We start from the raw sequence: 26397 nt of genomic DNA, 5'->3' as shown, positions 1-26397 counted from the left end.
GGTGCAGTCTAGCGCCTGCGCCCGCCGTGGGTCGGCCCGGGGTCTGCGCTCAGTCCTGAGCATGGCAAGCAGACCCGCTAAACTTGACTAAACCAATCGGATTAAGTAACTTGTCTCCGTGAAACGACTTGCCCTGCTTCTCTCGCTGGTCCTGCTGCCCGCTGCCGCGGCCCAGAGCAATAGACAGATCACCGCCCTGACCCTCAAGCACGACGAGGGCACCACCACCGTCAAGGCCAATCCGCAGCGCATCGTCGTGATGGACGAGGAAGCGCTCGGCTGGATGTTTGCCCTGGGCCTGGGCGACCGGGTGGTGGGGCTGGCCAGCAGCTACCTCTCGCCCACCGACATCAGCGGGGGCAAGGTTAAGCCCGCGCTCTTGAAGACCGGCTTCTACGCACGCGGCAGGCTGAACAATCCCAGCTTCGTGGGCAGCTGGACTGCGCCCAACCTGGAAACGATCCTGGCCCTGAGACCCGATTTGATCGTGCGGCTGACCTGGGACGGCAACCAGAACTATGACAAGCTCAGCAAGATTGCGCCCACCGTTGGCTACCAGGAAGGCGGCCCGGGCTTCTGGCAAAAGGGCCTGCGCGACCTGGCCCGTGTGTTCGGCAAGCAGGTGCAGGCCGAGCAGATCATCAAGCGGGCGGCTGATGCCAACCGGGCCGACGCCCGCAAGCTGCTCTCGGCAGGTGTCTTCAAGAAATACGACAAGGTGGTGGTGCTGGCCCCGTTTAGCGGCGGCAACACCTGGGCCTACAGCCGGGTGCGCCTCATCGACGACCTCAGGGCGCTGGGCTTCAAGGACGGCCTCAGGCTGGGTACGGCGACCCTGGGCATCGGCGCGCAAATCAGTGATGAGGCGCTGCTGGGCATCGACCAGAAGACCCTGGTGGTCCTGTTTCCCCCCGGTGGCCAGTACAACGGCGCGGACGCTTTTCTGAAGACTCCGGTGGGCCAGCGCCTCCAGGCCCAGAGCGTGCTCTACACGCCCGAGGCCTTCAGCCCCTACTCCGGCCCGCTGACTTCGATTCGCAACAGTGACGAGGTCACGCGCCTGATTCTGGACAAACTGAAGTGACCCTGGTTCGTCCGTCCCGCCTGGCGCTGTGCGCCGACGCCTCGCTGGCCGCCGGGGAAGACCCGATCGGCACCGCGCCGCACTGGCAGGAAGTCACGGTGCTGGAACTGGGCGTGCCGATGTGGGCACGGCTGCGCGACGTGGCCAGCTGGACCGCCGAGCAGAGCGGCCTGTTCGAGCGGCTGCGCGGCAAGGTGGAGGCCTCGGGCGCGGGCTTCGGCCTGCTGATGAGCGCCCCGGTGCAGGCGGACCAGCCGCTGCGGGTGCGCCACTACGTGCGCCAGCGGGCGGGTTTCATGCGCCGCGACTACGCCAGCGGGTTGCCCCAGAGCGAGTGGGCGCGCGGCCTCATCGACACGTTGCTGGAGCCGGAGAACCTGAGCGCATGGCAGGCGCTGGACCTGCCCGACTCTGCACCAGATTTTCACGTCTGCACCCACGGCACGGTCGATGCAGCCTGCGGGCGCTACGGGGTGCCGGTGCATGCGGCGCTGCAAGCTGCCGGAACGCGGGCCTGGCGCACCGGACACTTTGGCGGCCACCGCTTCGCGGCGACGGCGGTGGAGCTGCCCAGCGGCTACCTGTGGGCGCACCTGAGTCCCGAGCTGGCGGTGCGGGTGGCCCGCCGCGAGGTTCACCCCGCCGAGGTGGCCCGTCACCTGCGCGGCTTTGCCGGACTGCCCCAACTCGGGCAGCTGCTCGACCGCGAATTGCTGATCCATTACGGCTGGTCCTGGCTGGACGCCCAGCGCTGGGCCGAGACAGAGGGCGACAGCGTTGCCCTGCACTTCGAGCTGAACGGGATGAGTGGCGTGGCACGCGCCGAGGTGCTGCCCGCCGCCACATTGAAGCTGCCCAGTTCCAGCCACAAGCCCACGTTGAGTGACGTGAAACAGTGGCAACTGGGCGAGGTGAGGCTGGAGCTGCGGACCCGCCGATGAACACCCACAGCGTTTCGCCGCGCCGCCCGCGTCTGTCCAGACAGGTGCTCACCTTCTGCGGCGCGGCGCTCTTGCTCCTGCTGGCGCTGCTAGCTTCCCTGGCGCTGGGGGCCAGTCAGATTCCGCTCGCCCAGGTGACGCGGCTGCTGCTTATTCCCGACGACAGCACCAACAGCTTGGTCGTCCACGCACTTCGGCTGCCGCGCACGCTGGTCGCGGGGCTGGCCGGAGCGGGGCTGGGGGTGTCGGGCCTGCTGCTTCAGGGCGTTACGCGCAACCCGCTGGCCGACCCGGGCATCCTGGGGGTGGAGGCGGGTGGGGCGTTCGCCATTCTGGTGATGGTGGTGTTCTTTCCGGCTGCACCAGCCGTGCTCTTCGTGCCCGCTGCCTTCGTGGGCGGGGCACTGGCGGCGGCAGCGGCGTACGGCGCGGCCAGCAGCGTGGGCCTGACTCCGCTGCGGCTGGCGCTGTCCGGGGTGGCGGTGGCGTCCCTGCTGGGCGCCGCCACCCGCGCGGTACAGATTCTGTTCGAGACGCGCGCCCAGGGCGCGCTGTTCGCGCTGTCCGGCTCGGTGGCGGGGCGAACCTGGGAGCAGTTCTGGCAGGTCGCGCCCTGGCTGGGCCTGGGCCTGGGGCTGGGCCTGCTGCTCTCGCCCCGCGTCAACATTCTGGCGCTGGGCGAGGACGTGGCCAGCAGCCTGGGCACCCGCACGGCCCGCGACAGCGCCCTGATCACCGGGCTGGGCGTGCTGCTGGCCGCCGGTGCGGTGAGCGTGGTGGGGCCGATCGGCTTCGTGGGCCTCATCGTGCCGCATGCCGCCCGCGCCCTGACCGGGGTCGACCACCGCCTGAGCCTGCCGCTCTCGGCGCTGCTGGGTGCGGCCCTGCTGATTGTGGCCGACATTGCCGCCCGCTTGATCGACCGGCCCGCCGAGACCCCAGTGGGCATTCTGGTGGCCGCCGCCGGAGCGCCGTTTTTCGTATTGCTGGCCCGGCACATCGGGCGCGGCAGAGCATAATTTTTCAAGCGAGGTTTTTATGAACCCAAGATTTCTTTTCCTCTGCGGCCTCACGGCGCTGTCTTCCGCATTCGGCCTCAGCGTCAAACACGAGCGCGGCAGCCTGGAACTCAAGGGACCGGCCAAGCGCGTGGTGGCGCTGGAATACTCGTTCGTCGATACCCTGCTGGCCCTGGGTGTGACCCCGGTGGGCGCGGCGCTGGGCAGCCAGGGCGGTGACAGAGGTGCGCCGCCGTACCTGCGTGCCCTGAGCGCCAAAATCCCTGCCACCGGCAGCCGCGCCCAGCCGAGCCTAGAAATCATGCTCAGCCTCCGCCCGGACCTGATTCTGGCTGACGCTTTCGTGCAAGGTGAGATTTACCCGCAGCTGGCCAAGCTGGCTCCCACCGCCGCCTTTCAGAGTCGGCGCGGCAGTCTGGACGACCTGAACGCGCAGACGCTGGCGATCGGGCAACTGGTGGGCCGCGAGGCCGCCGCCAGGCAGCTTCTGGCCGATCAGCAGGCCCTGATGCGTAAGGCGAAGGTGTTTTCCAAGAAGGCCGCGCCCGCCTTCGTGGCCGCCGTGGTCACGCCCAAATCGTTCACGGTCCACAGCAACCAGAGCTTTGTCGGCAGCTTTTTGGAGGCGCTGGGCCGCAAGAACGCCCTGGGTCCCAAAGGCGACCAGACCCAGTACGAGGTGTCGCTCGAAGGCCTGGTGGCGCTCAATCCGCAGACGCTGGTGCTGTTTGCCGCGCCCGACGAAACGCCCATCACCCAGGAATGGAAGAAAAACCCGCTGTGGCAAAAACTCAGCGCTGTGCAGCGCGGGCGCGTGTACGTGTTCGACCGTGACGACTGGACGCGTGGACGCGGCCCGCTGGCCCTCAAGTTGATGGTGGCCCAGGCTATCGAGAGCCGCCTGCTGCAAGACGCCGCGCCGAGCGCCGCCTTCCGGGGCCAGTGAGCGGCCAGTGACCACGCCGCTGGGCGCCCGCTACACCAACGCCCGCGCCCTGGGGGTGGCCGGGGTGCTGGCCGCCCTGACCGTCGTGCTGGCGGTGCTGGCCCTCGGCCTGGGCGCGGTGGCGACCCCGGCCGCCCAGGTGTGGGCCGCGCTGTGGGGCGGCGGCGACGACCTGACCCGCCAGCTGGTGCTCGACCTGCGCTTGCCGCGTGTGGGCGTCTCGCTGCTGTGCGGCGCGATGTTCGCCGCGTCGGGGGCGATGATGCAGGGCGTGATCCGCAACCCACTGGCCTCGCCCGACATCATCGGGGTGGGGGCCGGGGCGGGACTGGCGGCCACGGTGTTCTTGCTGGCCTGGCCCGCCGCGCCGCCGGGTGGTCTGCCCTGGGCCGCGCTTGCCGGAGCCTGGGGCGGCTTCGGGCTGGTGTTGCTGCTCTCGCGGGAGTGGCGTGGAGCGGGCGGTCTGCACCCGGTACGGCTGGCGCTGGTGGGCGTGGCGGTGGCCGCAGCGCTGGGGGCCGTGCAGCAACTGGTACTGGTGCGTGCTCCCGACGGCCTGGGGTCGGCGCTGACCTTCCTGACCGGTACCGTCTACGGCGCAGACGCGGGGCGGCTCCTCTCGGTGCTGCCCTGGGCGCTGGTGCTGCTGCCCGCCGCGCTGCTGCTCTCGCGCACCCTGGATGTGCTCAATCTGGGTGAGGACCTGGCGACGGGCCTGGGCACGCGGGTGGGTCCGGCGCGGCTGCTCTCGCTGGGGGTGGGTGTGGCGCTGGCCGGGGCCGCCGTGACCGGGGCCGGGATTCTGGGCTTCGTGGGGCTGCTGGCCCCGCACCTGGCCCGCTTGCTGGTCGGCGCGAAACACGGGCGGATGTTGCCGGTCAGCATGCTGCTGGGCGCGCTGCTGGTGCTGGCCGCCGACACCCTGGGCCGTGCCCTGCTGCCGCCGTTGGAGGTTCCGGCCGGGATTTTCACCACCCTGGTCGGCGCACCTTACTTCCTGTACCTGCTCAAGAGGACCGCATGAACCGCCCACCAGATTCTTCCGCGCCGCTCTCCACCCACGACCTGAAGCTGGCCTACGGCACGTCCGTCATCGTGCCGCAGCTCAACCTGAGCCTCAAAGGTGGGGAGGTCACCAGCATCATCGGGCCGAACGGCTGCGGCAAGAGCACGTTGTTGCGGGCGCTGGCCCGGCTGCGGCCAGTGTCGGGCGGCGACGTGCAACTTTACGGGCAGGCGCTGCACAGCCTGCCCAGCAAGGAGGTGGCGCGGCGGCTGGCGATCCTGCCGCAGGGACCAACCGCGCCGGAGGGCTTGTCGGTCGAGGAACTCGTCTGGTTTGGCCGTCATCCTCACCAGGGCCGCTTTCCGGTGCGCCGCCCGCAAGACCGCGAGGCTGTCGACTGGGCGCTGGCGCAGACCGGCATGACCATCTTTGCCCGCCGCCCGCTGGAGGCGCTCTCGGGTGGGCAGCGCCAGCGGGCCTGGATCGCCATGAGCCTGGCCCAGCAGACCGAGATCCTGCTGCTCGACGAACCCACCACCTATCTCGATCTGTCGCACCAGCTCGAAGTCCTGCAACTGGCCCAGCGTCTCAACCGCGAGCAGGGCAAGACGGTGGTGATGGTGCTGCACGACCTCAATCAGGCGGTGCGCTACAGCGACGAGATCATCGCCATGCGCGGCGGCGAAATCTACGCCCAGGGCCGCCCCGACGAGGTACTGACCCCGGACCTGCTGGCCGAGGTTTTCGGCCTCAAGGCCCACATCCTGGCGGACCCCGACACCGGCAGGCCCCACATCATTCCGTATGCCCTGACGCGCTGAACGCTGCCGCTGCGCCCGCGCATCAGACAAAAGCTCGACAAATCGCTTTATACTGGGCCTCGATATGAAGAGACTCTTAATGGCAACTGTCGGTCTGCTGACCCTGACCTCGGCACTGGCCGCTCCAATCACCGTGCGCGTCGGCTTTAACCCCACCCAGAATTCGGATCAGATTAACGCGGCGGCCAAGGCCATCGGCAGCTACCTCGAGGACAAATTCGGCGGCACCATCACCGTGCAGACCTTCGTGCCCACCGACTACCGGGGACTCATCGAGGCGATGCGCGGGGGCAAGCTCGATTTTGCCTTCTACCCGCCCGACGGCTACGTGCTGGCCCACCAGGACGCCGGAGCACAGGTGCTGCTCAAGTCGGTGCGCAACGGCTCGCCGTTCTACTGGTCGGCCATCGTGGTCCGCAAGGACAGCGGTATCAACAAGCTGGCTGATCTCGAAGGCAAGAACATCGCCTGGATCGACCCCAACAGCGCGGCGGGCTACACCTTCCCGCGTGCGGCGGTCATCCAAGCGGGCCTCAACCCCGACAAGTTCTTCGGCAAGCAGGTCTACGCCGGGAAGCACGACGCGGCGGTGCTGTCGGTGTTCAACAAGTCGGTTGACGCGGCGGCGACCTTCGCCAACGACAACAAGAATGTCAGCGGCTCGTGGACCCAGTACCTCAAGCCCGATCAGGCGTCGCAGCTCAAGGCCATCTTCTACACCCGCCCGATTCCCGGCGACACCTTCGCCGTCTCGCCGCAGTTCGACAAGAAGTACCCGGCGCTGACCAAGGGCATCGCGGCGGCGATTCGCAGCATCAAAGACCCCCAGAGCAAACTGCTGATGAACCTCTACACCATCAATTACATGGTCAACGCCAAGGACAGCGACTACGACGTGGTGCGCGACACCCGCAAGGTGCTGGGCCTCGACAAGTAAGCCGGAACAGATTTTCGGTCGAATCAGGCTCCCGGATCGCTCCGGGGGCTTTTGGATTTCCAGGAAAAGGGGAACAGCAAAACTGATGAGCAGCCATGATTGAAGTCCGTAACCTCACCAAGGCCTTTCCCGACGGCACGCTGGCCCTCAACGACGTGAACGTCACCATCCCGGACGGCGACTTCGTGGCGGTTATCGGGCTGTCGGGCGCGGGCAAATCGACCTTCCTGCGCTGCCTCAACCGCCTCGTCGATCCGACCAGCGGCTCGATTCTGGTGGGCGGCCAGGATGTGGCTCCGCTCAGCGGGCGCAAATTGCAGCTCTACCGCCGCACGGTGGGCTTCGTGTTCCAGCAGTTCAATCTGGTCACCCGCCTGAGCGTGCTCGACAACGTGCTGCATGGCCGTTTGGGCTATCATTCCACCTTCAGCGGCATGCTGGGCCTCTACACCGAGGACGACTATGCCCGTGCCCGTGACGCCATCCGGCTGGTGGGCTTGTCGGAAAAGGAAGACACGCGGGTCAGTTCGCTCTCGGGCGGGCAGCAGCAGCGCGTCGCCATTGCCCGCGCCATCGCCCAGGACCCGCAACTGATGCTGGCCGACGAGCCGATGGCCAGCTTAGACCCCCGGCTCTCGGACGTGATTCTGGGGCTGCTGCGCGGCTACAACGAGGAAAAGGGGGTCAGCGTGCTGATCAACATTCATGTGCTGGAACATGCCCGGCGCTACTGCAAGAACTTCCTGGCCTTCAACCGGGGCCGCCTGGTCGCTTCCGGCCCGATTGCCGACCTGACTTCCGAACTCGAAACCGAGATCTACGCCGGTTCGCTGGACGCGCTGTGATCGCCGCCGCCGTCTTCGCGCTGCTTGGTGCGCTGATCGCCTTCCTGAGTTCGCTGGCCGGGGGCAGCCTGCGGCGGCTGAGCATCGCGGCAGCGCTCTCGGGCCTGCTGGCCGTGCTGGCCCTGCCGCTGACGCCGGGCGTGGGCTTGCGCTCCAGCGAGGCGGTCTCGGCCACCCTGCTGGGCCTCCTGCCGAGCGCGCCGCTGCTGGCGCTGGTGCCGATTGGGCTGGGGCTGAGCCTGCTGCTCTCTCGCCGGGGAGGCCGGGTGGGAGCCATCGTCAGCGGCCTGGCTGGGGCCGCCGCGCTGCTCAGCCTGGGCGTGTGGCTCAGCCGTCCGGCGCAACTCGCCGAGCTGGTGCCGGTGCCGGGCATCATGGAAGGCGTCACTGGGCTGGCCCTCTTCGCACTGATTCAGGTGTTCACCTGGTCCGCCAAGCGTACCCGGCTGGCTGGACTGATCGCCGGGGTGGTGGTGGGCGCGCTGGCTGTCACCTACCTGCTCTCGCCCGATGGACAGACCAAGTTTCCCAATGCAGGCGGCTACTACCAGCTGATGCGCCCGGTGACCCCGGCCCGGACCAGCGAGCTGATCGGCAGTTACAACGCCGGGCTGGCCGACCTCAATACCATCCGCCAGAGCATTGATCTGCCGCCCCTCAAGCCGCTGAAGTCCGTCACCGACCTGGCCGGAGCGGGGCTGCCGCAGGCCATCTCCGATCAGGGCTACCGACTGCTCAGGCCGCAGACCTGGGATTACGGCGGGCCGGTGCTGTTCCTGATGGCCGGGCTGCTGCTGGCCTCGGGCCTGCTCCACTCGCGCCGACCTGACCGCCAGGAGCGCGGCGATTGGCTGGCCGGGCTGATCATCGCGGCGGGCGTGACGCTGCTGGTGCCGTCGTTCTCGGCCACCAACTTCAACCTCTCGGAACTGGTCAAGGGCGGGCCATTCCTGAGAGATTTCCTCGACCGCTCGTGGCCGCCGAATCTGGCGCAGGTCAACGCACAAAACCCCTCGGCCAACATCTACCCCTTGCAGGAAGTCATGAGCCAGATGGCGCTGACCATCGAGATCGCGCTGGTGGGCACCTTCGTCGCCACCCTGTTCGCCGTGCCGCTCTCATTCCTGGCGGCCCGCAACCTGACCGCCCGCAGCGTGCTGATGCGGGTGTCATATTTCGTCACGCGCGCCTTTTTCAATGTGGACCGGGGCGTCGATACCCTGATCCTGGCACTGGTGTTCGTGGCGGCAGTGGGGCTGGGGCCGTTCGCGGGCGTGCTGGCGATGGCGATCCACTCGGTGGCCGATCTGGGCAAGCTGTATTCCGAGGCCATCGAGAACGTCGATAAGGGACCCATCGAGGCGCTCGAATCGGTGGGGGCCAGCGGCACCAACGTGCTCAGGTGGGCGATTTTGCCGCAGGTCCTGCCGCTGTTTACCTCGTACACCCTCTACCGTTTCGAGATCAATTTCCGGGTATCGATCGTGCTGGGGTTCGTCGGCGCGGGCGGCATCGGCTTTTTCATTCAGGGCGCGATGGCGGCGGGCAACTACAACCAGATGGTCATCGGCGTGATTGCCATCGTGGTGATCGTCAACCTGATCGACTTTCTGTCGAGCGACGTGCGGCGGCGGCTGGTCTAACGGGCGTAGCGCTCCGACAGAATCTGAAGATGCGCCCGCTCGTGTCCCAGCAGAGCATGGGCCAGCGCCCGCACGCTGAAGGGATTGCCGTTGGCGACGCCGCGCCGCGCCCAGGCGTCCGGCGTGAGCTGGCGCAGCATCAGCACGTTGCTCGTCCGGGCCGCTCGAAAGTTGGTCAGCAGGTCTTCCAGGCGCAACAGATCAAAGTCGCTGGCCGTCATCCAGTCGTCCTGCTCCATGCCGGGCAGTGGGGCCGGGTCGGCGCGGGCGAACCACAGCGCCCGGAAGCCGAACAGCCGCTCGGTATCGGCCATGTGCCCCACCACCTGTTTCACGCTCCACTTGCCAGGGGCGTAACGGTAATCGGGGCGCTCAGCAAATGTGAGAATCTCACGCTCGGTGATGGGAGCCTGCACCTGCATGGCACTCAGCAGATCGTCTTCCGGCGCGAGGTCCACGTAGCGGGCGAAGAAGGGGGAGTATTCGTCAGGCTGGGGACGGGTCATGGTTTTACCTCCCAATCACTCTAGCGTCCGACCAAACGAAGCCGCCCACCCTCCGGTCAAGGAGCAGCGGGCGGCTCGGTGTGGCGCGGGACTACATGCTGGTAATCGGCGTGGGCAGGTGCAGCTCGAAGCGGTTGAGGCCGTTGGTCTTGAGGCTGCGGCGGTAAGTCTGGGTGCCCAGCGGCTGGTAGACGAAGTGCTCGGCGCGGCTCCAGCCTGTCGCGAAATTCCAGCTCTGCAGCATGTCGGGCGTCAGGGTCTGGAAGGTGACGTTCACGGCCCGGTCAGCGTAGACGACCCGGTCGTGTGTCAGCAGCGGCAGACTCTCGCCGCCGTCGAGCTGGCCGTTGCTGTTCTTGTCCTGCCACATCACCCAGTGCAGCAGCAGCACCTTGGCGGCGCTGTCACTCACCTTCACGTCCACCGCGCCTTCTGGCAGGGCCGCGCTGATCGGCACGGTGCGGCCCTGGTACTTATCGCCGAGGGCCAGTAGGTTGATTTTGGTGGAGGCGGCGTCCGCCGTGACGCTGACCTGATACAGGCTCTCGTTGGAATCGGTCAGCAAGCTGAGAAAGACCGGGCTGCCCTTGGGCGCGGCGGGGTGGCGCACCTCACTGTCAGTGGGCAGCTCTGGGCGGCCTCCGGTGGCGGCGTTGCTCTGGCCGCAGGCGCTCAGCACAGCGCCGAGCAGCAGGAGCGGCGCGGCGTTCAGCAGCGAGGACGGTTTCATGGCTGCCTCCAGAGGGGTTGGGTGGTGGGCAGGTGCTGGCTGGTGTAGAAGGCGCTGGGTTCGTGCATCGTCAGCGCCAGGGTCTTGTCGGCGGCGGGTACGCTGTTCATGCTGACCAGGTACTTGCCCGGCGTGCTGAGCGGCTGTAAGACCAGATGCCTGATCAGCGACCAGCCCTTGCTGCGGACGCCGCTGACGCTGCTGTTCCCGTCCTCGCTGGTGTAGCTGTAGGTCAGGTCGCTGCTGGCGCAACTCATGATGTCGTGGGTGATGTACAGTTCCTCGGCGCTGCTCGGCGAACTGTTGCCGTCTCTGTCCTCGTAGATCACGAAGTAGACGTTGCAGGTCTGGGCCTTCTCCGGCGTCACCTTGAAGTCCTTGATGCCGTCCGCCTCGCCCTTGACCACGTCTTGCAAGCACTTGTTTTTGGTGCTCATCAGCGAGTCGAGGTTGTAGAGCGGGAGCTGGGCGGTATTGGGCTGCGGCGAAGCGGAAGGCGAGCCGAAGTCGAGCGCCACGCTGTTCACCACTGTCACGGCGTTGCTGCTGCCTGACGTATCGATGGCGATGGCGGCCAGGTAGGTGTTGCGCGAGTTGACGGTGCTGGGCAGCGCCGGGTACTTGAACGTCAGGTATTGCAGGCTGGGGATGGGCGGGGGGGAATCGGGCCGGGACAGGCGGTCAGCAGCGACACGAGTGCTGCGCCGCCAAACAGGGCCTGGAAACCACTGCGTTGCTTGAGTTTCATACCACGTTCATCTTAGCGCAAATTCTTAAAAAGTAATAGGGAAAGCTAGATTTCCGAGGTATACAAGTGCGAAGCCGGGCCGCCGATCTTCAACAGGTTGGCGGCCCGCTAGACAAAGGAAATCGACTCGTCTTGTGGTATCAGGCCGTAAGCCCGTCCGGAGCCTTCGACCAGGTTGGCGTCCTGGCCCTGCGCGGCTTGGAGTTTGGTCATCGCCAGGTGCAGGCTGGGGTTAGCCACCGGGAGGTGCAAGTGCAGGGCGTCCAGCCAGGTGAGCAGCGCCAGTGCTTCCGGGTGGTTGAGCATGCCCGTCTGAGCACTGCCATCGTCAGCCCCCCGCGAGCCAGATGTAGCGGATAATCAGCAGTGCGGCGACCCCATAGAGAATCGGGCTGACCTTGCGGCCCTGACCGCTGAAAAGTTTGACCAGGCAGTAGCCGATGACGCCCAGGCTGACGCCGTTGGCGATGCTGAAGGTCAGCGGCATCACGATGATGGTGAGGAAGGCGGGCAGTGCCTCGGACATGTCCTCCCAGACGACGTGCATGACGCCTTCCATCATCATCGCGCCCACCAGGATCAGTGCCGGGGCGGTGGCGGCGGCGGGAATGGCGGCGGCCAGCGGCCAGATGAACATGCTGAGCAAGAACAGAATACCTACCGTGACCGCCGTGAGACCGGTGCGTCCGCCTGCGCCGATGCCCGAGGCCGATTCCACGTAGGCGGTGGTGGTAGACGTGCCCATCAACGCGCCGAACATGGCGGCCAGGCCGTCCATCGCGAAGGTGCGCCGGGCGCGGGGCATATCGCCATTGGCGTCGAGAAAGCCGCTGCGCTGCGCCAGCCCGGTCAGGGTGCCGGTGGCGTCAAAGAAGTCCACGAAGAAGAAAGTAAACACCACACTGACCAGCCCCAGCCCGATGGCCCCGCCGATGTCGAGGTGTCCGACCAGCCCCGATGGCCAGACCGGCGTGGCGAAGATGCCCAGAATCTTGCCCTCGAAGCCGGGAAAGGCTTGCAGCGCTCCCTTGGGGCCGCCCGCGTAGACCGGAGCGCGGGTGATGATGGCGACGGCGGTGGTAATCAGGATGCCGTAGAGAATCGCGCCGGTGACCTTGCGCTGAATCAGCACCGCCGAGATGACCAGCCCGATCAGCGCCACCCAGACACCAGGGTCAACCAAGCGGCCCATGCCCACGAAGGTCGCCGGGTTGGCGATGACGATGCCCGCATTCTTGAGGCCGAGAAACGCCAGAAACGCCCCGATGCCCGCCGTGATGGCGAACTTGAGGCTCGTCGGAATGGCCTTGACGATGGCTTGCCGCGCGCCGATCATGCTCAGAATGACAAACAGCGCCCCCGAAATGAACACCGCGCCCAGTGCGGTTTGCCAGGGGATGCCCTGGGTCAGCACCACCGTGTAGGCAAAAAAGGCGTTGAGGCCCATGCCGGGAGCCTGTGCGAAGGGGTAGCGGGCGATCAGGCCCATCACCAGCGACCCGAAGGCGGCAGCGATGGCGGTGGTCATCAGAATCTGCACGAAGGCGTTGTCGATCTTGATGGCGCTGCTCAGCACCTGCGGATTGACGAAGAGGATGTAACTCATGGTCAGGAAGGTGGTGATTCCGGCGCGGATTTCCTGCGGCACAGTGGAGCCGGTCTTGGTCAGCTCAAAGAATCGGTCAAAGGCCGAGATCGGCGCGGCACTGCTGGCTTTGGTGACTTGTGACATCGGGCTCCTGGCGGTGCGAAATGAGGCGAAACAACCCCGGCCCGGCCTGCCGGGAAGGCAAGACGGGAAACTGGACGATCAAAATTCAAGGCGACGAAGGCTGTGGCAAAGGCGTCGGCGGCGGGCCGTCGCGCGAGTGGCTGCGGAACATCTAGGCGCTCACCGCTGCCCGCTCGGACAGCTCGGGCCGGGTGTAGACGCCCTCGCCCTCAATCCAGACCCGCGCCACGTCGGCCTGGGTACCGCCCGCGAACAGCGAGGCCAGGGCGCGCTCGGCGCTGGGCGCGTGGGCCAGGACCGTCTGCATGGTGGAGCCGTCCTGCGGGCGAAAGAGGGTCGCGTCAAACGCCTTACCCGCGCTGAAATCCCCGATCTGCCCTTCCATTTCCAGCGCCTCGGCCCCAGCGCGGGTCGCCAGATACAGCAGGTGGGCCGGTTCGAGCGGCACGCCGTTCTCGCCCAGAAGCTGCTGCATGAAGTACGCCTGCAACCCCTCCTTGAGCATCGAGAAGCCGGTGCCGCCGCCCACGTCGGTCCCGAGTGAGACATGCACTCCCGCTGCCAGATGCTGCTTCAGCGGAAAAAACCCACTGCCCAGCGCCGCGTTGCTGCACGGGCAGTGCGCCGAGGTGCACTTGTGCGCGGCCAGCGCGCCGAGTTCGCGCTCGGTCATGTGGACGTTGTGGGCCAGCACGCTGCGGCGATTCAGCAATCCAGCCCGCTCGTAGGTGTCGATGTAGTCGCGGCTTTCCGGAAACAGCCCACGTACCGTCTCCACTTCCTTCAGGTTCTCGTTGCTATGAGAGGTGAAATGAACGTCTGGAAATTCGCTCAGCAATGCGGCGCAGGCGTCCAGAATCCCCTCCGAGGCTGACAGCGAGAAGCGCGGGGTGACGGCGTAGCGGGTGCGGCCCTTGCCGTGCCACTTCTCGATCAGCGCCTTGCCCTCGCTGTAGGCGAGTTCGGGAGTCGTGTGCAGTTCGGGGCGCAGCAGCCGGTCGCTCACCACCTGCCCGGCCACCGTTCTCAGGCCCGCCCGTTCGGTTTCCTGAAACAGCAAGTCCACGGCACTGGCGAAGTGCGAGCCGAACACCAGCGCGGTGGTCGTGCCGCTCCTGGTCAGGCCCGAGACGAACTCGCGGGCGACGGCGGCGGCGTGGGTAGGGTCGCCAAACCTGGCCTCCTCCGGCAGGGCGTAGCGGTCCAGCCAGTCCAGAAGCGGCACGCCCAACCCGCCGATGATGCGGACCTGCGGAAAATGAACATGGGTATCCACGAAGCCCGGCAGCAGCAGTCCGCCGCGCAGGTCTTCCACGGGTTCGGCGGGGTGCGCTGCCCGGACATCGGCGTAGCTTCCACTCTGAATGATCCGGCCATTGCGGACCAGCAGTCCACCGTCCTGCTCGATCTGGAGGGCGTGCGTGTCGTGAAAAGGATTGCCGGGCGTGTGCAGGAAAGTGGCGCGGTACAGGGTCATGGCGTCCTTTGAAGGGTTGGCTGGGGAAGGAGAAAAGAGTCGTGGGCTTCCAGAATCTGCGCGAGTTGCGCCGCCACGCTCAAAGCAATCAAGGCGGGAGCTTTACTTTTGATGTTGCTCAGGCCAATCGGGGAAGTGATGCGCTGGAGGTCCTCGACGCTGTGCCCAACTGCCTTGAGCTGTTCCTGAAACCGGAGCCATTTGACCTTGGAGCCGATCAGACCGATGAAGCCCAGATTGGGCCTCCGCAGGGCTGCGTCGCACAGAGCGGCGTCCTCGGCGTGGTCGTGGGTCATGATGACGATGTGACTTCCGGCGGGCAACTCGTGCAGGCTCATTTCGGGAATGGGCGAGTGGTGGACATGAAGCTGAGCCGCGCCCTGGTCGAGGAGTGCCAGACGCTCAGGTACCATCTGCGCTTCCCGCGAGTCAATGAGATGCAGGTTGATCGGCAGCCGCGAGAGCATCAGGGCGAGTTCCAGGCCCACATGCCCAACCCCGAAGACGGCGATATGCGGACGCACGCTGGCAAGCGGTTCCAGCAGCAGTGTCACTTCGCCGCCGCAGCACTGACGTCCGTACTCGTTGGCGGCGCTGTCGGTCAGGCGCAGGGTGAGCAGTTCGGGAGCCTGCACGCCCGCCCTCATCAGGGCGCGGGCACGCTCCGCCGCCGCCATTTCCAGATTGCCGCCGCCCACGCTGTCCCAGGTCTGCTCCAACCCCACGACCATCTTGGCCCCCGCCTCGCGCGGCGCGTGGCCCCGCACCGCCGCGACGGTGACGAGCACGCCCGGCTGGCTGGTGTGGGTCAGGTGGTTGAGAGCGGCTAACCAGTTCATATGTGGCTCCTGTCCGTGATGCGGGGAAAGGGAATGTCGGTGCTCACTCAGTCGTCGGCGGTCACGAGCGCGCCGGAAGCCTGCCTCGCTGTGTCCAGCGCCCAGTACACCGCTTCGGGTGTGGCGGGGAGCCGGAGTTCCTGCGCCCGTCCGCCCGGCCCGAAAGCGGCGGCGGCTTGCCTGAGCGCCTCACGCACACTGATCGCCAGCATCAGTGGCGGCTCACCCACCGCCTTGGAGCCGTAGACCACGCCGCTCTCGGTGGCCTGTTCCAGCAGGGCCACATTGAACACTTCCGGCATTTCCGAGAAGCTGGGCAGCTTGTAGGTGCTGGCCGACTGGGTGGCCAGCCGCCCGAATTTGTCCCAGTGCAACTCCTCCAGGGTCATCCAGCCCGCGCCCTGAACGAACCCGCCTTCCACCTGCCCGATATCGATCAGTGGCGACAAGCTGTCGCCCACATCGTGCAGGAGATCGGCCCTGAGCTGGCGGTAGGCCCCGGTAAAGCCGTCCACCTCCACCTCGCAGACCGCCGCGCCGTAGGAAAAATACTTGAACGGCTCACCCTGCACCGCTTCCCGGTCCCAGTGCAGGCCCGGCGTGCGGTAAAAGCCCGCCGCCCACAGCTGGGTGCGCAGGTGATAGGCGTCGTGGACGAGCTTGGCAAAGTCCATGTCCTGGTCGGGGTGGCCCAGCGGGTAGACCTTTCCGTTCTCAAAGCGCACGTCGTTGGGATGCACTCCCAGTGTGCCCGCTGCCACCGCTGCGAGGCGCTCCTTGATCTGGTCACAGGCGTTCTTGATGGCCCCGCCGTTGAGGTCAGCTCCCGAACTCGCCGCCGTCGCCGAGGTATTGGGCACCTTGTCGGTGCGGGTCGGTGCGAGGCGCACGCACTTCACTGGTACGCCGAGCGCAGTGGCCGCCACCTGAATCATCTTGGTGTGCAGACCCTGGCCCATTTCGGTGCCGCCGTGGTTGATCAGCACCGAGCCGTCCTTGTAGACGTGAACGAGCGCTCCGGCCTGGTTGTAGGCGGTGAAATTGAAGCTGATCCCGAACTTGACCGGCGTGATGGCGAGGCCGCGCTTGGTGTGCGGATGTGCGGCGTTGAAGGCCTGAATCTCTGACTGGCGGGCGACAAAGTCGCTGCTGTCCAGTAGGGTCTGCCACACCGTCTGCAACCTTTCGGCGTGCCGGACGGGCTGGCCGTAGGGGGTGGCCTCGCCGGAGGCATAGAAGTTGCGCCGCCGCAGCTCGTGCGCCTCCAGGCCCAGCAGGGGAGCGCAGCGGCCCAGGATGTCCTCGATCACCAGCATGCCCTGCGGTCCACCGAAGCCCCGGAAGGCCGTCTGGGAGGTCTTATTGGTCTTGCAGATGCGGCCCTGCACCTCCACATGCGGGATGAAGTAGGCGTTGTCGATGTGGCACAGGGCGCGGGCCAGCACTGGCTCTGAAAGGTCCAGGCTCCAGCCACCGTCGCTGCTGAGCGTGGCTTGCAGGGCCACCAGCCGCCCGCCCTCGTCGAAGCCGACTTTCCACTTGCTGTGAAACGGGTGGCGCTTGCCGGTCATGGTGAGATCCTGCGTGCGGTTGAGGCGCATCCGCACGGGCCGCCCGGTCAGGGTCGCGCCCAGCGCTGCAATCGCCGCGAAGCCGTGCGGCTGCATCTCCTTGCCGCCGAAGCCGCCGCCCATTCTGAGGCACTGCACCGTCACTTGACTGCTGGTTAGGCCCAGCACGTGTGCCACGATTTCCTGCGTCTCGGTGGGGTGCTGGGTGCTGCTCTGAATGAACAGCTGGCCGGACTCGTCGATGTGGGCCAGTGCCGCGTTGGTTTCCAAGTAAAAGTGCTCCTGGCCGCCGAATTCGAACTCGCCTTCAAAAATATGCCTGGCCTCTTCGAAGCCCAGCGCCACATCGCCGCGCCGCAACACCGGCTGTGACCCCTGGAAACGTCCGGCGGCGATGGCGTCCTGCACCGTCAGAATGGCGGGCAGTGGTTCGTACTCCACTTCAATGGCGTCCGCGCCCCGCCTCGCGGCGTCCGCACTCTCGGCCAGCACCCAGCAGACCGCGTGGCCGTAGAACATCACCTCGTCTGGAAACAGCGGCTCGTCGTGCTTGACACCGGAATCGTTGACGCCCGGTACGTCGGCCTTGGTCAGCACCCGCACCACACCGGGGACTGCCAGTGCGGGGGCGGTGTTCATGCTCAAAATGCGGGCGTGGGCGTGTGGCGCTTGCAGCGGCCAGGCGTGCAGCAGGTTCTGGAGGCGCACGCCCAGGTCGTCGGTGTAGAGCGCGTGCCCGGTGACGTGCAGCTCGGCGCTCTCGTGCGCAATGGCATCACCGACTGCGCCCACCGGGGGCCGTTCAAACAAGCTGTGCGTCATACAAGTACCCCCTGTCTGGTTTGTTCAAAGTAGAACTTCAGCAGCGTCTGCTCCAGCATGGCGGCGCGGTAGGCGGCGGTGGCGCGGTGGTCGTCGAGTGGTGTGCCTTCACTGCCGAGCAACTTGGCGGCGGCGCGGACGTTCTTCTCATTCCAGACCTGACCCGTCAGCGCTTCTTCGGCCTGGGTGCCGCGAATCGGCGTGGCCGCCACTCCGCCCAGCCCGATGTGAAGGCGCTTCACGATGTCGCCGTCCAGTTCCAGCGCCACGCCCACCGCCACGCTGGAGATGTCGTCGAAGCGGCGCTTGGCGATCTTGAAAAAGCCGGTGGTGGGCGCAAGCGGCAGCGGAATTCGCACAGCCTTAATGAGTTCTCCCGGCTGTCTCACGGTCTGGCGGTAGCCAGTAAAGAACTCGGACAGCTTGACCTCGCGCTCGCCCGTCTTGCCGATGAGCACCACGCCCGCATCCAAAGCCAGCAGCACCGGCGGACTGTCGCCGATGGGTGAAGCGGTGCCGAGGTTGCCGCCCAGCGTGGCGCTGTTGCGAATCAGACGCGAGGCGAACTGGGGAAACCACTCGGCCAGCAGCGGCACCCGGTCACCGAGTCGGCGCTCGATCTCGGTCAACGGCAGCCCCGCGCCGATTTCCAAGTACTCATTCGTCCAGGTCAGGCCGCGCAACTCCGCCAAACCGTCCACCGCGATGGTGACGGGAGCGCGGGCGTGGCGGATATTGACTTCCACACCCCAGTCGGTACCGCCTGCCAGCAGCTTGGCGGCGGGGTTGGTGTCCAGCAGGTCCAGCGCTTCGGCGAGTGTGGCGGGTCGGTGAAACTCGCCGTCGAGCGTGTGGAGGTGAATGGCCTGCGGAGCGGGAGCAGGCTGCGCCCGGCGCTCGGCCAGCACGTCGCTGTCGTCGGGCGCTCCGAGTGCGTAAGCGGCGTCCTGAATCGGGCGGTAGCCGGTGCAGCGGCAGAGGTTGCCGCTCAGCGCGTGGATGTCAAAACCATTTGGCCCGCAATGGGCCGTTCCCGCTTCGCGTTCGGGCCGGTAGTACTCCGCCGCCATGCTCACCACAAATCCCGGCGTGCAGTAGCCGCACTGTGAGCCGCCGCGCACGGCCATTTCAAACTGAACCGGGTGCAACGCTCCGGGTTCGCCCAGTCCCTCGGCGGTGATGACCTCCTGACCTTCCAGCGTGCCCATCAGCACCAGGCAGGCGTTGACCGATTCTAGCCGGGTACCGCCGTCCTCGGTGCTACGGGCGACCAGCACCGCGCAGGCTCCGCACTCGCCCTCGGCGCAACCTTCCTTGCAGCCGGTCAGGCCCTGGTCGCGCAGCCAGTTCAGCAAGGTGGTGTGGGGGCGCACGTCTGGCGCGTGGAAGGGCTTGCCGTTGACAGTCAACTTCAGGGTCTGCATGGTCTATTTTCCTCCCAAAGCGGGTCAAGTTCAAAATGAGAACGCCTCGCGGCCAGGCACGCGCCTCATCCCGAATTTCGGGCAAGGCGCATGGTTGACGCCGCGAGGCGGACCGCTGGTTATCCATGCAGAACAGCGGTCAGGTTGTGGTTACGCCCGCAATTTACTACGCCGTCTAACTAAAAGCAAGGGGCCGAGTTCTGTTTGACTCAAGGCTACCTGACTTGAAGTGGTCGCGGCCTGAGCAGGCGGCCAGGCCGCCACGTTCCGCTCAACGTGTCAGGGCCGTCAGCTTCGGTGCGGCGCAGCTGCCACGCACGATCAGTTCGGCTGGAAAAACTTGATTCTCGGGCTGGGTCTGCACGCCGCTGAGGGCCGAGAGGGTCATCCCGGCGGCGGCGCGGGCCATCTGGTCGACCGGCTGGGCCAGCACCGTGATGGCAGGCGTGACCAGATTCATCCACGAATAGTTGTCGAAACTCAGCAGCGACACGTCGCCGGGCACACTTAAATTCAGCTCCTGCAGCGCCCGGTAGCAGCCCGCCGCCGACGCCCCGGTCAGCGCGAACAGCGCGGTGGGCGGGTGGGGCAGGCGCATCACGTCCAGGGTGTAGTCGTAGGCGTTGTCCTCGGTCAGAAACATCACCCGCTCGTACTCTGGCTGCACGCTCAGGCCCACCTCGGCCATCGCCGTGGGAAAGGTGTACGAGCGGCCCTCGGGGTGCAGTTGCGGATCGTATTTGCCGGTGGTGGCGATGCGCTGGTGGCCGAGCGAGTGCAGATAGCGCACGCCCTGGCGCATCGCTCCGGCGTTGTCGAGCATCACCGAGGGGTAGGGCGCGCCGGGTAGACAATAATCCACCTGGGTGATGAACACCCCGCGCTTGTGCAGCCGCTCCAGATACTCGCGGCTTTCCTCGCCGTAGCCGGAGCGCAGGATGATCGCGTCGATGCGCTGGCCGTAGAGGAGCCTAAGTTCGGTCAGGTCCTGGGCACTCTGGTATTCGTTTTCGGTCAGCAGCATGTTGTAGCCGCCCCGACGTAACTCCTGGCCGAGTGTGCGGGCCAGCTGGGCAAAGAACGGCTCCACCACCGACCCGAGCACCACGCCCACGGTGCGGCTCTGTCCGGCCCGAAGCGCCCCGGCGCGCAGGTCGGGTTCGTAGTGCAGCGCCGTCACGGCGTTCATGACCCGCTCCAGCGTATCGGGGCGCAGCAACTGCGGCTCTTTCAGGGCGCGTTTGGCGGTGGTCGCCGAGACTCCGGCGTGGCGGGCGACATCGGTGATGCTGGACACGCCCATCAGTTTAGCCGCTTCGGAAGCGTAAAGGCCACGAGTCCAGTGGCAATCCAGTGGTCATTCGTCTGGCCTTGTGGACACGTGTCCATGTCTGTACCGAGTACAATTCGACAAAGCCAGATAAATGAACTACTCTTTGGACACGAGTCCAGTCAAGTCAGCAACCCGGTGCGTTTCGCGCTCGGTGACACTTGCGGCGTGGTTTGCCCAGGTCAAAGTCACCCCGTGCTTTCGCCGTGACTCGTCGCTGGCCCCGGCCACATTCAACGCTGTTCTTTTCGCTCTTCTTCTGGAGGAATTATGAAATCACTCGCTGCACTGCTGACCACCGCGCTCGCCCTGGGAAGTGCCCAGGCCGCCAGCACCATTACCGTCGCCACCGTCAACAACCCCGACATGGTGACGATGCAAAAGCTCACCCCCGAATTCAATAAGCTCTACCCTGACATCAACGTGAAATGGGTGGTGCTGCCGGAAAACGAGCTGCGCCAGAAGATCACGCTCGACGTCGCCAGCGGTGCGGGCAGCTTCGACGTGGCCACCGTGGGAGCCTACGAGGTGCCGATCTGGGCCAAGAACGGCTGGCTCGATCCGCTGACCCCGGCCTTTGCCAAGAACCCCGACATCGCCAAGAGCTACAACGTGAGTGACCTGATTCCTGGCGTCCGCAATGCCCTGACCGTCGGCGGCCAGCTCTACGCCGTGCCGTTCTACGCCGAGAGCAGCATGACCTTTTACAACAAGGATCTGTTCAAGAAAGCGGGCGTGACCATGCCGGTCAACCCCACCTGGACCCAGATCGAGAGCTTCGCTGCCAAGATCAACGATCCCAAGAACGGCACCTACGGCATCTGCCTGCGCGGCCTGCCCGGCTGGGGCGAGAACATGGCGGTGTTTTCCACCGTGATGAACACCTTCGGCGGACGCTGGTTCGACAACAACTGGCAGCCGCAGCTCAACAGCGCAGCCTGGAAAAACGCGATGACTTTTTACGTCAACGTGATCAAGAAGTACGGCCCTCCCGGCGCCACCTCCAACGGCTTTACCGAGAACCTGACCCTGATGAGCCAGGGCAAGTGCGGGATGTGGGTGGACGCCACCGTGGCCGCCGGACTCCTGAGCGACCCGGCCAGCAGCAAGATCGTCAACACCGTGGGCTTTGCCAACGCTCCCACCGGCCCCGGCACGACGCGCGGCAACCACTGGTACTGGTCGTGGAACCTGGCCATTCCCAAGAGCAGCAAGCAGGAAGACGCCGCCTTCAAGTTCATCACCTGGGCCACCAGCAAGGACTACATCGCCCTGGTCGCCAAGACCAAGGGCAGCTGGGCCTCGGTGCCGCCCGGCACGCGCACCAGCACCTACACCAATGCCCAGTACAGGAAAGCGGCGGGGGCCTTCAGCAGCCTGGTGCAAAAGTCGATCAGCAGCGCTGACGTGACCAAGGCCACCAAGGACCCGGTGCCTTACACCGGCATCCAGTACGTCGCCATTCCCGAGTTCCAGGCGCTCGGTACCCAGGTCGGGCAGTACCTGGCCGGAGCCATCAGCGGCCAGACCACCGTCGACCAGGCACTTGCTCAGGCCCAGGCCGCTGCCCAGAAGGTCGCCAAAGACGGCGGCTACCAGAAGTAAGCTGTCCTGGGAGGGGTGAGTGCAGCGGCCCCTCCCGCTTTGCCCCAGTCAGCGACCAGTCGCCAGCCGTCAGCCACAGCACAGCGTGGCAGGAAAGGCTCCTGGTCGCTTTTCCAATGCCCACTGACAGGCGCTGGCTCGCCCGACGTTTCCGACCTGCTGAACTGGTTTTTCCCGGGGGGTGAATTATGACTGCCGTGCCCATGACTGCCACACCGCCCAAGCCCAAACAGGGCTTCAAATTGACGCCAGCCGCGCTGATCTGGCCCGCGATGCTCTACCTGATTCTGACAACGCAGGTACCGTTTTTCATGACGGTCTATTACAGCTTTTTTCGCTGGAATCTTCAGGCCCCAACCCCCGTTCACCCGTTCGTGGGCTTCGAGAACTACGTCGGCCTGCTCACCGATCCCCAGAACCTGCACATTATTCTCAACACCCTCCAGCTCACTGCCGGGACATTGATCATCACGCTAGTCCTGGGTGCCTCGCTGGCACTGCTGCTCAACCGCCCCTTCGCGGGCCGGGCACTGCTGCGCACTATTTTGATCAGCTCGTTTCTGGTAATGCCAGTGGTGACGGCCGTCATCTGGAAAAATATGCTGCTCAATCCGATCTTCGGATTCTTCAGCTGGTTCGTGCAGCTGTTCGGCGGCACGCCCATCGATTATCTCTCGGCCCACCCGATGGGAACCATTATTGCCATGGTGACCTGGGAGTGGACCCCCTTTGCCATGTTGATTCTGCTGACCGGGTTGCAGTCGCTGCCTGACGACCAGATCGAGGCGGCCCGACTCGACGGTGCCAACACCTGGCAGGAATTTCGGTATGTGGTGCTGCCGCACTGGACCCAGGCGCTGGAAGTCGTCATTCTGCTCGAGACCATCAACGTCTTGCAGGTGTACGGCGAAATCTTTGCCAGCACGTCCGGGGGTCCCGGCATCGCCACCACGAATCTGCCGTTCTCGGTGTACCAGCGCCTGCTTCAGGAAGGCAATGTGGGCGTGGGTAGCGCGGCGGGCGTTATTACCGTCGTCCTGACCAATGTGCTGGCTATCTTTATGCTGCGGCTGATCAACCGCAACACCCAGGTCGGAGGACACTGATGACCACCTTACCCCAGTCAGGTACCCAGGTTCCGGCAAACAACACCCCGAAAAAGCCCCCGGTGAACGTGCTCGGTGGTTTGTTGACGGCGCTGACCTACCTGCTGACCTTCCTCTTCTTCTTCCCGATTCTGTGGATGGTCATGGCCGCCTTCAAGACGGAGGCCCAGGCCTTTCAAACGCCCCCGGTGTTTGTCTTCACGCCGATCCTGGACAACTTCCGGGTCGCCTTCGAGCGCTATTTCCCGGCACTTCTCAATAGCCTGGGAGCGGCCTTCGGGAGCACCATTCTGGCTTTCATTCTGGGCCTGCCCGCTGCCTTCGCGCTGGCGTTTTACACCACCCCGCGCTCGCGCAGCGTGCTGACCTGGATGCTCAGTACCAAGTTCATGCCCGCTGTCGGCGTCATCGTGCCGCTGTATCTGTTGTTTACCAACCTGCATCTGCTCGACACCCTGCCGGGCCTGATCCTGATGTACACCACCATGAATCTGCCGCTGGTGGTGTGGATGATGCACAGCTATATGACCGAAATTCCCTACGCCATCTTCGAGGCGGCGCGTGTGGACGGAGCCTCGGTCTGGCGCGAGTTCTTCGGGATGGCGTTGCCGCTCTCCCTGCCGGGCATCTCGGCGACGGCGCTGCTGGCAGTCATTTTCGCCTGGAACGAAGCGTTCTTCGCCCTGAACCTGACGACGTCCGATGCCGCGCCGCTGAGCGTCTTCATCGGCTCGTTCAAGACCGGAGAAGGTCTGTTCTGGGCGCAAATGAGCGCGGCGGCTGTGCTGACAGTCTTTCCCGTGATCGTGTTCGGCTGGATCGCCCAGCGTCAACTGGTGCGCGGCCTGAGCTTCGGAGCCGTCAAGTAAGTTCCGTTTTTCTTCGTCCCAGACCGCTCTTGGCATTCGAATCCATACGGCGTTGCACGTGACGGCAGGCTCTGGAACGCCCACAAGCGCCAGGGCCTGTCCTCTGTGCTCAAACGACTCGGCTCAAATGCCCCGCTCTAGGAGGAAAGAAATGGACGCCCCGAATGCCCACGCCCTGGACACCCCCCCCGACGCCCCGGTGGGTCCGCCGCGACTCAGTACCAGCATCGCCGAACTGGTGGCGCGGGCGCGGGCCATGCTGGTGGCGGGCGAGCGGCGCATACTCGGCATCACCGGGACGCCCGGCGCGGGCAAGTCCACCCTCTGCGCGGCGCTGGCCGCAGCACTGGGCCGTGAGGTGGCGGTCGTCGGTATGGACGGCTTTCACCTCGCCAACCAGGAACTCGTGCGGCTGGGCCGCCGAGACCGCAAGGGTGCCCCCGACACCTTCGACGCCGACGGCTACGCCACGCTGTTGGAGCGGCTGCGAACCCAGCCCCAACACACCATCTATGCGCCCACCTTCAACCGCGACCTCGAAGAATCCATCGGCAGTGCCGTGCCGGTGGCGGCGGGCACCCCGCTGATCGTCACCGAGGGCAATTATCTGCTGCTGAACGACGGGGCCTGGAGCCGGGTTCGTCCCACGCTCGACGCCGTGTGGTTTCTCGCGCCGCCGGAAGACCTGCGCTTAGCGCGCTTGATTGCCCGCCACGAGGCGCACGGCAGGTCGGGTGCGGAGGCCGCCGAGTGGGTGGGGCGGGTCGATCAGGGCAATGCCCGGCTCATCGAGGCTGGCCGCGACCGGGCCGACCTCATCATCCAGCTCACCGACTGAGCGGTCGTCCTCGACTGTCTCACCTCTCGCCCACCTCTGGAGAATCCGCCATGGTCAAACTCAACGCCGCTGCCCTGAGCACCCTCGGGCCCTCCGTCTCCGTTCCCGGCTACGCTCTCGATACCTTGAAGTGCGGCATCGTTCACTTCGGCGTGGGCGGCTTTCACCGCTCGCACGAAGCCATGTACCTCGACCGCTGGCTAAATGCGGGCGGCAGTCCCGACTGGGCCATCTGCGGGGTGGGCGTGCTGCCCTTCGACGCCCGGATGGGTGAGGTGCTGGCCGAGCAAGATCACCTCTATACCCTGGTGACCAAGGCCCCCAGCGGTGAGCAGCAGGCCCGCGTGATCGGTGCGGTGGCCGACTACCTGTTCGCGCCCGACTCGCCCCAGGCTGTGATCGACAAGCTGGCCGACCCCACTACCAAGATCGTCTCGCTGACCGTCACCGAGGGCGGTTACAGCGTCAACAACGCCACCGGCCAGTTCGAGGCGTCGAGCGCCGACGTTCAGCACGATTTGCAGCCCGGCGCGGTGCCGCGCACCGTCTTCGGCTTCGTCACCGAGGGGTTACGCCGCCGCCGCGAGCTGGGCCTGGCCCCCTTCACCGTGATGTCGTGCGACAACATGCAGGGTAACGGCCACGTCGCGCAGCATGCCTTCACGGCCTTTGCCCGCCTCAAGGACCCGGAACTCGGCGAGTGGGTAGCGCAGCATGTCGCCTTTCCCAATTCGATGGTCGACCGCATCACGCCCGTGACCACCGACCAGAACAAGCGCGATCTGCTGGCCGACTTCGGCATCGAGGACAGCTGGCCGGTGATTGCCGAGACCTTTACCCAGTGGGTGCTGGAAGACCACTTCACGCTGGGCCGCCCGGCGCTCGAAGAGGTGGGCGTGCAGGTGGTGGCCGACGTGGAACCCTACGAGCTGATGAAGCTGCGGCTCCTGAACGCCTCGCACCAGGCCCTGGGATATCTGGGGCTGCTGGCGGGCCACCAGTATGTTCACGAGGTCTGCCAGCAGCCGCTGTTCGTGCAGTTTCTGCTCGACTACATGGCGCGTGAAGCTGTTCCGACCCTGAGGCCGGTGCCGGGCATCGATCTGGGCGACTACAGCCACGAGTTGATCACCCGCTTTGCCAGCCCCGCCATTCAAGACACCCTGGCCCGGCTGATCTTCGACGGGTCCGAGCGCATTCCCAAGTTTCTGCTGCCGGTGGTGCGCGAACAGCTCGCCTCGGGTGGCGAGGTCGAGCACGCGGCACTGGTGGTGGCGTCGTGGGCCGCCTACGTCGAGGCGGTCAGCGCGGGCCGCTTTCCTGCCCTGCAAGACCCGCGTGCCGGGGCGCTCACCCAGGCGGTGCAGCAGGAAGCTGGGCAGCCGGGCGCATTCCTGAACCTGACCGAGATTTTCGGTGATCTGGGCCGCAACGAGCGCTTCAGGGCCGCCTACCTCGCCGCCCGCGACAGCTTGACCGTCAACGGCCCCCTCGGGGCACTGCAAGCGCTGGAACACGAGAAAAGCCGGGGTCAGCTCAAAGCCTCCATGTAATCTTC

Annotated in this window: 24 protein-coding genes; 14 read left to right on the top strand and 10 right to left on the bottom strand. The window is 65.8% G+C overall.

Translation table 11 applies throughout. From position 1 onward, the window contains the following. The first annotated feature begins 118 nt into the window (after nt 1–118). The 9 genes from GUI70_RS02880 to phnE all read left to right on the top strand — a co-directional run bounded on the left by GUI70_RS02880 (nt 119) and on the right by phnE (nt 9242). Nucleotides 119–1084, top strand: coding sequence for an ABC transporter substrate-binding protein (locus GUI70_RS02880; RefSeq protein ID WP_161880785.1), 966 nt, complete (start codon nt 119–121; stop codon nt 1082–1084). Then, on the top strand, nt 1081–2025 hold the full coding sequence (locus GUI70_RS02875; protein ID WP_161880784.1) for a sucrase ferredoxin: 945 nt from the start codon (nt 1081–1083) through the stop codon (nt 2023–2025). The genes GUI70_RS02880 and GUI70_RS02875 overlap by 4 nt, the downstream gene beginning before the upstream one ends. After that, complete coding sequence (locus GUI70_RS02870) at nt 2022–3044, top strand: FecCD family ABC transporter permease (protein ID WP_161880783.1); 1023 nt, start codon at nt 2022–2024, stop codon at nt 3042–3044. Before GUI70_RS02875 ends, GUI70_RS02870 begins: the two co-directional genes overlap by 4 nt. Before the next feature lie 19 nt (nt 3045–3063). Further along, nucleotides 3064–3990: an ABC transporter substrate-binding protein gene (locus GUI70_RS02865; RefSeq protein ID WP_161880782.1), complete on the top strand. Its 927-nt coding sequence runs from the start codon at nt 3064–3066 to the stop codon at nt 3988–3990. A 7-nt stretch (nt 3991–3997) separates the two neighbouring features. After that, the gene (locus GUI70_RS02860) at nt 3998–5014 is read left to right on the top strand and encodes a FecCD family ABC transporter permease (RefSeq protein WP_237724657.1); all 1017 of its coding nucleotides are present in this window, start codon (nt 3998–4000) and stop codon (nt 5012–5014) included. Then, the gene (locus GUI70_RS02855) at nt 5011–5817 is read left to right on the top strand and encodes an ABC transporter ATP-binding protein (protein WP_161880781.1); all 807 of its coding nucleotides are present in this window, start codon (nt 5011–5013) and stop codon (nt 5815–5817) included. The genes GUI70_RS02860 and GUI70_RS02855 overlap by 4 nt, the downstream gene beginning before the upstream one ends. Before the next feature lie 64 nt (nt 5818–5881). Further along, nucleotides 5882–6754, top strand: a complete 873-nt coding sequence (locus GUI70_RS02850; RefSeq protein ID WP_161880780.1) for a phosphate/phosphite/phosphonate ABC transporter substrate-binding protein — start codon at nt 5882–5884, stop codon at nt 6752–6754. Nucleotides 6755–6849: 95 nt separating this feature from the next. After that, nucleotides 6850–7599: a phosphonate ABC transporter ATP-binding protein gene (phnC, locus tag GUI70_RS02845; RefSeq protein ID WP_161880779.1), complete on the top strand. Its 750-nt coding sequence runs from the start codon at nt 6850–6852 to the stop codon at nt 7597–7599. Then, a complete protein-coding gene (gene phnE, locus GUI70_RS02840) occupies nt 7596–9242 on the top strand; it encodes a phosphonate ABC transporter, permease protein PhnE (protein ID WP_202630376.1) in 1647 nt (548 codons plus the stop codon). The genes phnC and phnE overlap by 4 nt, the downstream gene beginning before the upstream one ends. Here the strand turns inward: phnE and GUI70_RS02835 are convergent. From GUI70_RS02835 to GUI70_RS02790, 10 genes are all read right to left on the bottom strand, one after another. Continuing rightward, nucleotides 9239–9748 carry a DinB family protein gene (locus GUI70_RS02835; protein ID WP_161880778.1) on the bottom strand — a complete coding sequence of 170 codons (510 nt, stop codon included), beginning with the start codon at nt 9746–9748 and terminating at the stop codon, nt 9239–9241. The genes phnE and GUI70_RS02835 overlap by 4 nt on opposite strands. A 91-nt stretch (nt 9749–9839) precedes the next feature. Continuing rightward, entirely contained in the window at nt 9840–10478 is a 639-nt protein-coding gene (locus GUI70_RS02830; protein ID WP_237724656.1) for a hypothetical protein, read from the bottom strand. After that, a complete protein-coding gene (locus tag GUI70_RS02825; RefSeq protein WP_161880777.1) occupies nt 10475–11014 on the bottom strand; it encodes a hypothetical protein in 540 nt (179 codons plus the stop codon). Before GUI70_RS02825 ends, GUI70_RS02830 begins: the two co-directional genes overlap by 4 nt. Nucleotides 11015–11334: 320 nt before the next feature. Continuing rightward, entirely contained in the window at nt 11335–11532 is a 198-nt protein-coding gene (locus GUI70_RS02820) for a hypothetical protein (protein WP_161880776.1), read from the bottom strand. Nucleotides 11533–11554: 22 nt separating this feature from the next. Beyond that, nucleotides 11555–12958 carry an NCS2 family permease gene (locus tag GUI70_RS02815; protein ID WP_161880775.1) on the bottom strand — a complete coding sequence of 468 codons (1404 nt, stop codon included), beginning with the start codon at nt 12956–12958 and terminating at the stop codon, nt 11555–11557. Between the two features lie 151 nt (nt 12959–13109). Continuing rightward, nucleotides 13110–14435: a guanine deaminase gene (guaD, locus tag GUI70_RS02810; RefSeq protein WP_161880774.1), complete on the bottom strand. Its 1326-nt coding sequence runs from the start codon at nt 14433–14435 to the stop codon at nt 13110–13112. Then, entirely contained in the window at nt 14432–15274 is an 843-nt protein-coding gene (gene xdhC, locus GUI70_RS02805; protein WP_161880773.1) for a xanthine dehydrogenase accessory protein XdhC, read from the bottom strand. The genes guaD and xdhC overlap by 4 nt, the downstream gene beginning before the upstream one ends. Before the next feature lie 47 nt (nt 15275–15321). Next, the gene (xdhB, locus tag GUI70_RS02800) at nt 15322–17667 is read right to left on the bottom strand and encodes a xanthine dehydrogenase molybdopterin binding subunit (RefSeq protein ID WP_161880772.1); all 2346 of its coding nucleotides are present in this window, start codon (nt 17665–17667) and stop codon (nt 15322–15324) included. Further along, the gene (locus GUI70_RS02795; RefSeq protein ID WP_161880771.1) at nt 17664–19091 is read right to left on the bottom strand and encodes a xanthine dehydrogenase small subunit; all 1428 of its coding nucleotides are present in this window, start codon (nt 19089–19091) and stop codon (nt 17664–17666) included. Before GUI70_RS02795 ends, xdhB begins: the two co-directional genes overlap by 4 nt. 271 nt (nt 19092–19362) lie before the next feature. After that, nucleotides 19363–20394 carry a LacI family DNA-binding transcriptional regulator gene (locus GUI70_RS02790; RefSeq protein ID WP_161880770.1) on the bottom strand — a complete coding sequence of 344 codons (1032 nt, stop codon included), beginning with the start codon at nt 20392–20394 and terminating at the stop codon, nt 19363–19365. A 297-nt stretch (nt 20395–20691) separates the two neighbouring features. Between GUI70_RS02790 and GUI70_RS02785 the strand changes: the two genes are divergently transcribed. The 5 genes from GUI70_RS02785 (at nt 20692) to GUI70_RS02765 (ending at nt 26392) form a co-directional block, all read left to right on the top strand. Then, the gene (locus GUI70_RS02785; protein ID WP_161880769.1) at nt 20692–22026 is read left to right on the top strand and encodes an ABC transporter substrate-binding protein; all 1335 of its coding nucleotides are present in this window, start codon (nt 20692–20694) and stop codon (nt 22024–22026) included. Nucleotides 22027–22214: 188 nt separating this feature from the next. Beyond that, nucleotides 22215–23132: a carbohydrate ABC transporter permease gene (locus GUI70_RS02780; protein WP_161880768.1), complete on the top strand. Its 918-nt coding sequence runs from the start codon at nt 22215–22217 to the stop codon at nt 23130–23132. Further along, nucleotides 23132–24001, top strand: a complete 870-nt coding sequence (locus GUI70_RS02775; protein ID WP_161880767.1) for a carbohydrate ABC transporter permease — start codon at nt 23132–23134, stop codon at nt 23999–24001. Before GUI70_RS02780 ends, GUI70_RS02775 begins: the two co-directional genes overlap by 1 nt. 151 nt (nt 24002–24152) lie before the next feature. Then, a complete protein-coding gene (locus GUI70_RS02770; RefSeq protein WP_161880766.1) occupies nt 24153–24839 on the top strand; it encodes a nucleoside/nucleotide kinase family protein in 687 nt (228 codons plus the stop codon). 50 nt (nt 24840–24889) lie between these two features. Beyond that, nucleotides 24890–26392, top strand: a complete 1503-nt coding sequence (locus GUI70_RS02765) for a mannitol dehydrogenase family protein (protein ID WP_161880765.1) — start codon at nt 24890–24892, stop codon at nt 26390–26392. Nucleotides 26393–26397 lie beyond the last annotated feature (5 nt).

The sequence above is a fragment of the Deinococcus alpinitundrae genome (assembly GCF_009982895.1).
GTDB lineage: Bacteria > Deinococcota > Deinococci > Deinococcales > Deinococcaceae > Deinococcus > Deinococcus alpinitundrae.
Note: the sequence above shows the minus strand (reverse complement) of the source record. Positions and strands in the feature narration are given on the sequence as shown.

Excerpts from the sequence above, each read along its gene's own strand:
- GUI70_RS02870 (WP_161880783.1), top strand. The coding sequence starts at position 2,022 with ATGAACACCCACAGCGTTTCGCCGCGCCGCCCGCGTCTGTCCAGACAG.
- GUI70_RS02865 (WP_161880782.1), top strand. The coding sequence starts at position 3,064 with ATGAACCCAAGATTTCTTTTCCTCTGCGGCCTCACGGCGCTGTCTTCC.
- GUI70_RS02855 (WP_161880781.1), top strand. The coding sequence starts at position 5,011 with ATGAACCGCCCACCAGATTCTTCCGCGCCGCTCTCCACCCACGACCTG.
- GUI70_RS02850 (WP_161880780.1), top strand. The coding sequence starts at position 5,882 with ATGAAGAGACTCTTAATGGCAACTGTCGGTCTGCTGACCCTGACCTCG.
- phnC (WP_161880779.1), top strand. The coding sequence starts at position 6,850 with ATGATTGAAGTCCGTAACCTCACCAAGGCCTTTCCCGACGGCACGCTG.
- GUI70_RS02835 (WP_161880778.1), bottom strand. The coding sequence starts at position 9,748 with ATGACCCGTCCCCAGCCTGACGAATACTCCCCCTTCTTCGCCCGCTAC.
- GUI70_RS02830 (WP_237724656.1), bottom strand. The coding sequence starts at position 10,478 with ATGAAACCGTCCTCGCTGCTGAACGCCGCGCCGCTCCTGCTGCTCGGC.
- GUI70_RS02820 (WP_161880776.1), bottom strand. The coding sequence starts at position 11,532 with ATGCTCAACCACCCGGAAGCACTGGCGCTGCTCACCTGGCTGGACGCC.
- GUI70_RS02815 (WP_161880775.1), bottom strand. The coding sequence starts at position 12,958 with ATGTCACAAGTCACCAAAGCCAGCAGTGCCGCGCCGATCTCGGCCTTT.
- guaD (WP_161880774.1), bottom strand. The coding sequence starts at position 14,435 with ATGACCCTGTACCGCGCCACTTTCCTGCACACGCCCGGCAATCCTTTT.
- xdhC (WP_161880773.1), bottom strand. The coding sequence starts at position 15,274 with ATGAACTGGTTAGCCGCTCTCAACCACCTGACCCACACCAGCCAGCCG.
- xdhB (WP_161880772.1), bottom strand. The coding sequence starts at position 17,667 with ATGACGCACAGCTTGTTTGAACGGCCCCCGGTGGGCGCAGTCGGTGAT.
- GUI70_RS02795 (WP_161880771.1), bottom strand. The coding sequence starts at position 19,091 with ATGCAGACCCTGAAGTTGACTGTCAACGGCAAGCCCTTCCACGCGCCA.
- GUI70_RS02790 (WP_161880770.1), bottom strand. The coding sequence starts at position 20,394 with ATGGGCGTGTCCAGCATCACCGATGTCGCCCGCCACGCCGGAGTCTCG.
- GUI70_RS02785 (WP_161880769.1), top strand. The coding sequence starts at position 20,692 with ATGAAATCACTCGCTGCACTGCTGACCACCGCGCTCGCCCTGGGAAGT.
- GUI70_RS02780 (WP_161880768.1), top strand. The coding sequence starts at position 22,215 with ATGACTGCCGTGCCCATGACTGCCACACCGCCCAAGCCCAAACAGGGC.
- GUI70_RS02775 (WP_161880767.1), top strand. The coding sequence starts at position 23,132 with ATGACCACCTTACCCCAGTCAGGTACCCAGGTTCCGGCAAACAACACC.
- GUI70_RS02770 (WP_161880766.1), top strand. The coding sequence starts at position 24,153 with ATGGACGCCCCGAATGCCCACGCCCTGGACACCCCCCCCGACGCCCCG.
- GUI70_RS02765 (WP_161880765.1), top strand. The coding sequence starts at position 24,890 with ATGGTCAAACTCAACGCCGCTGCCCTGAGCACCCTCGGGCCCTCCGTC.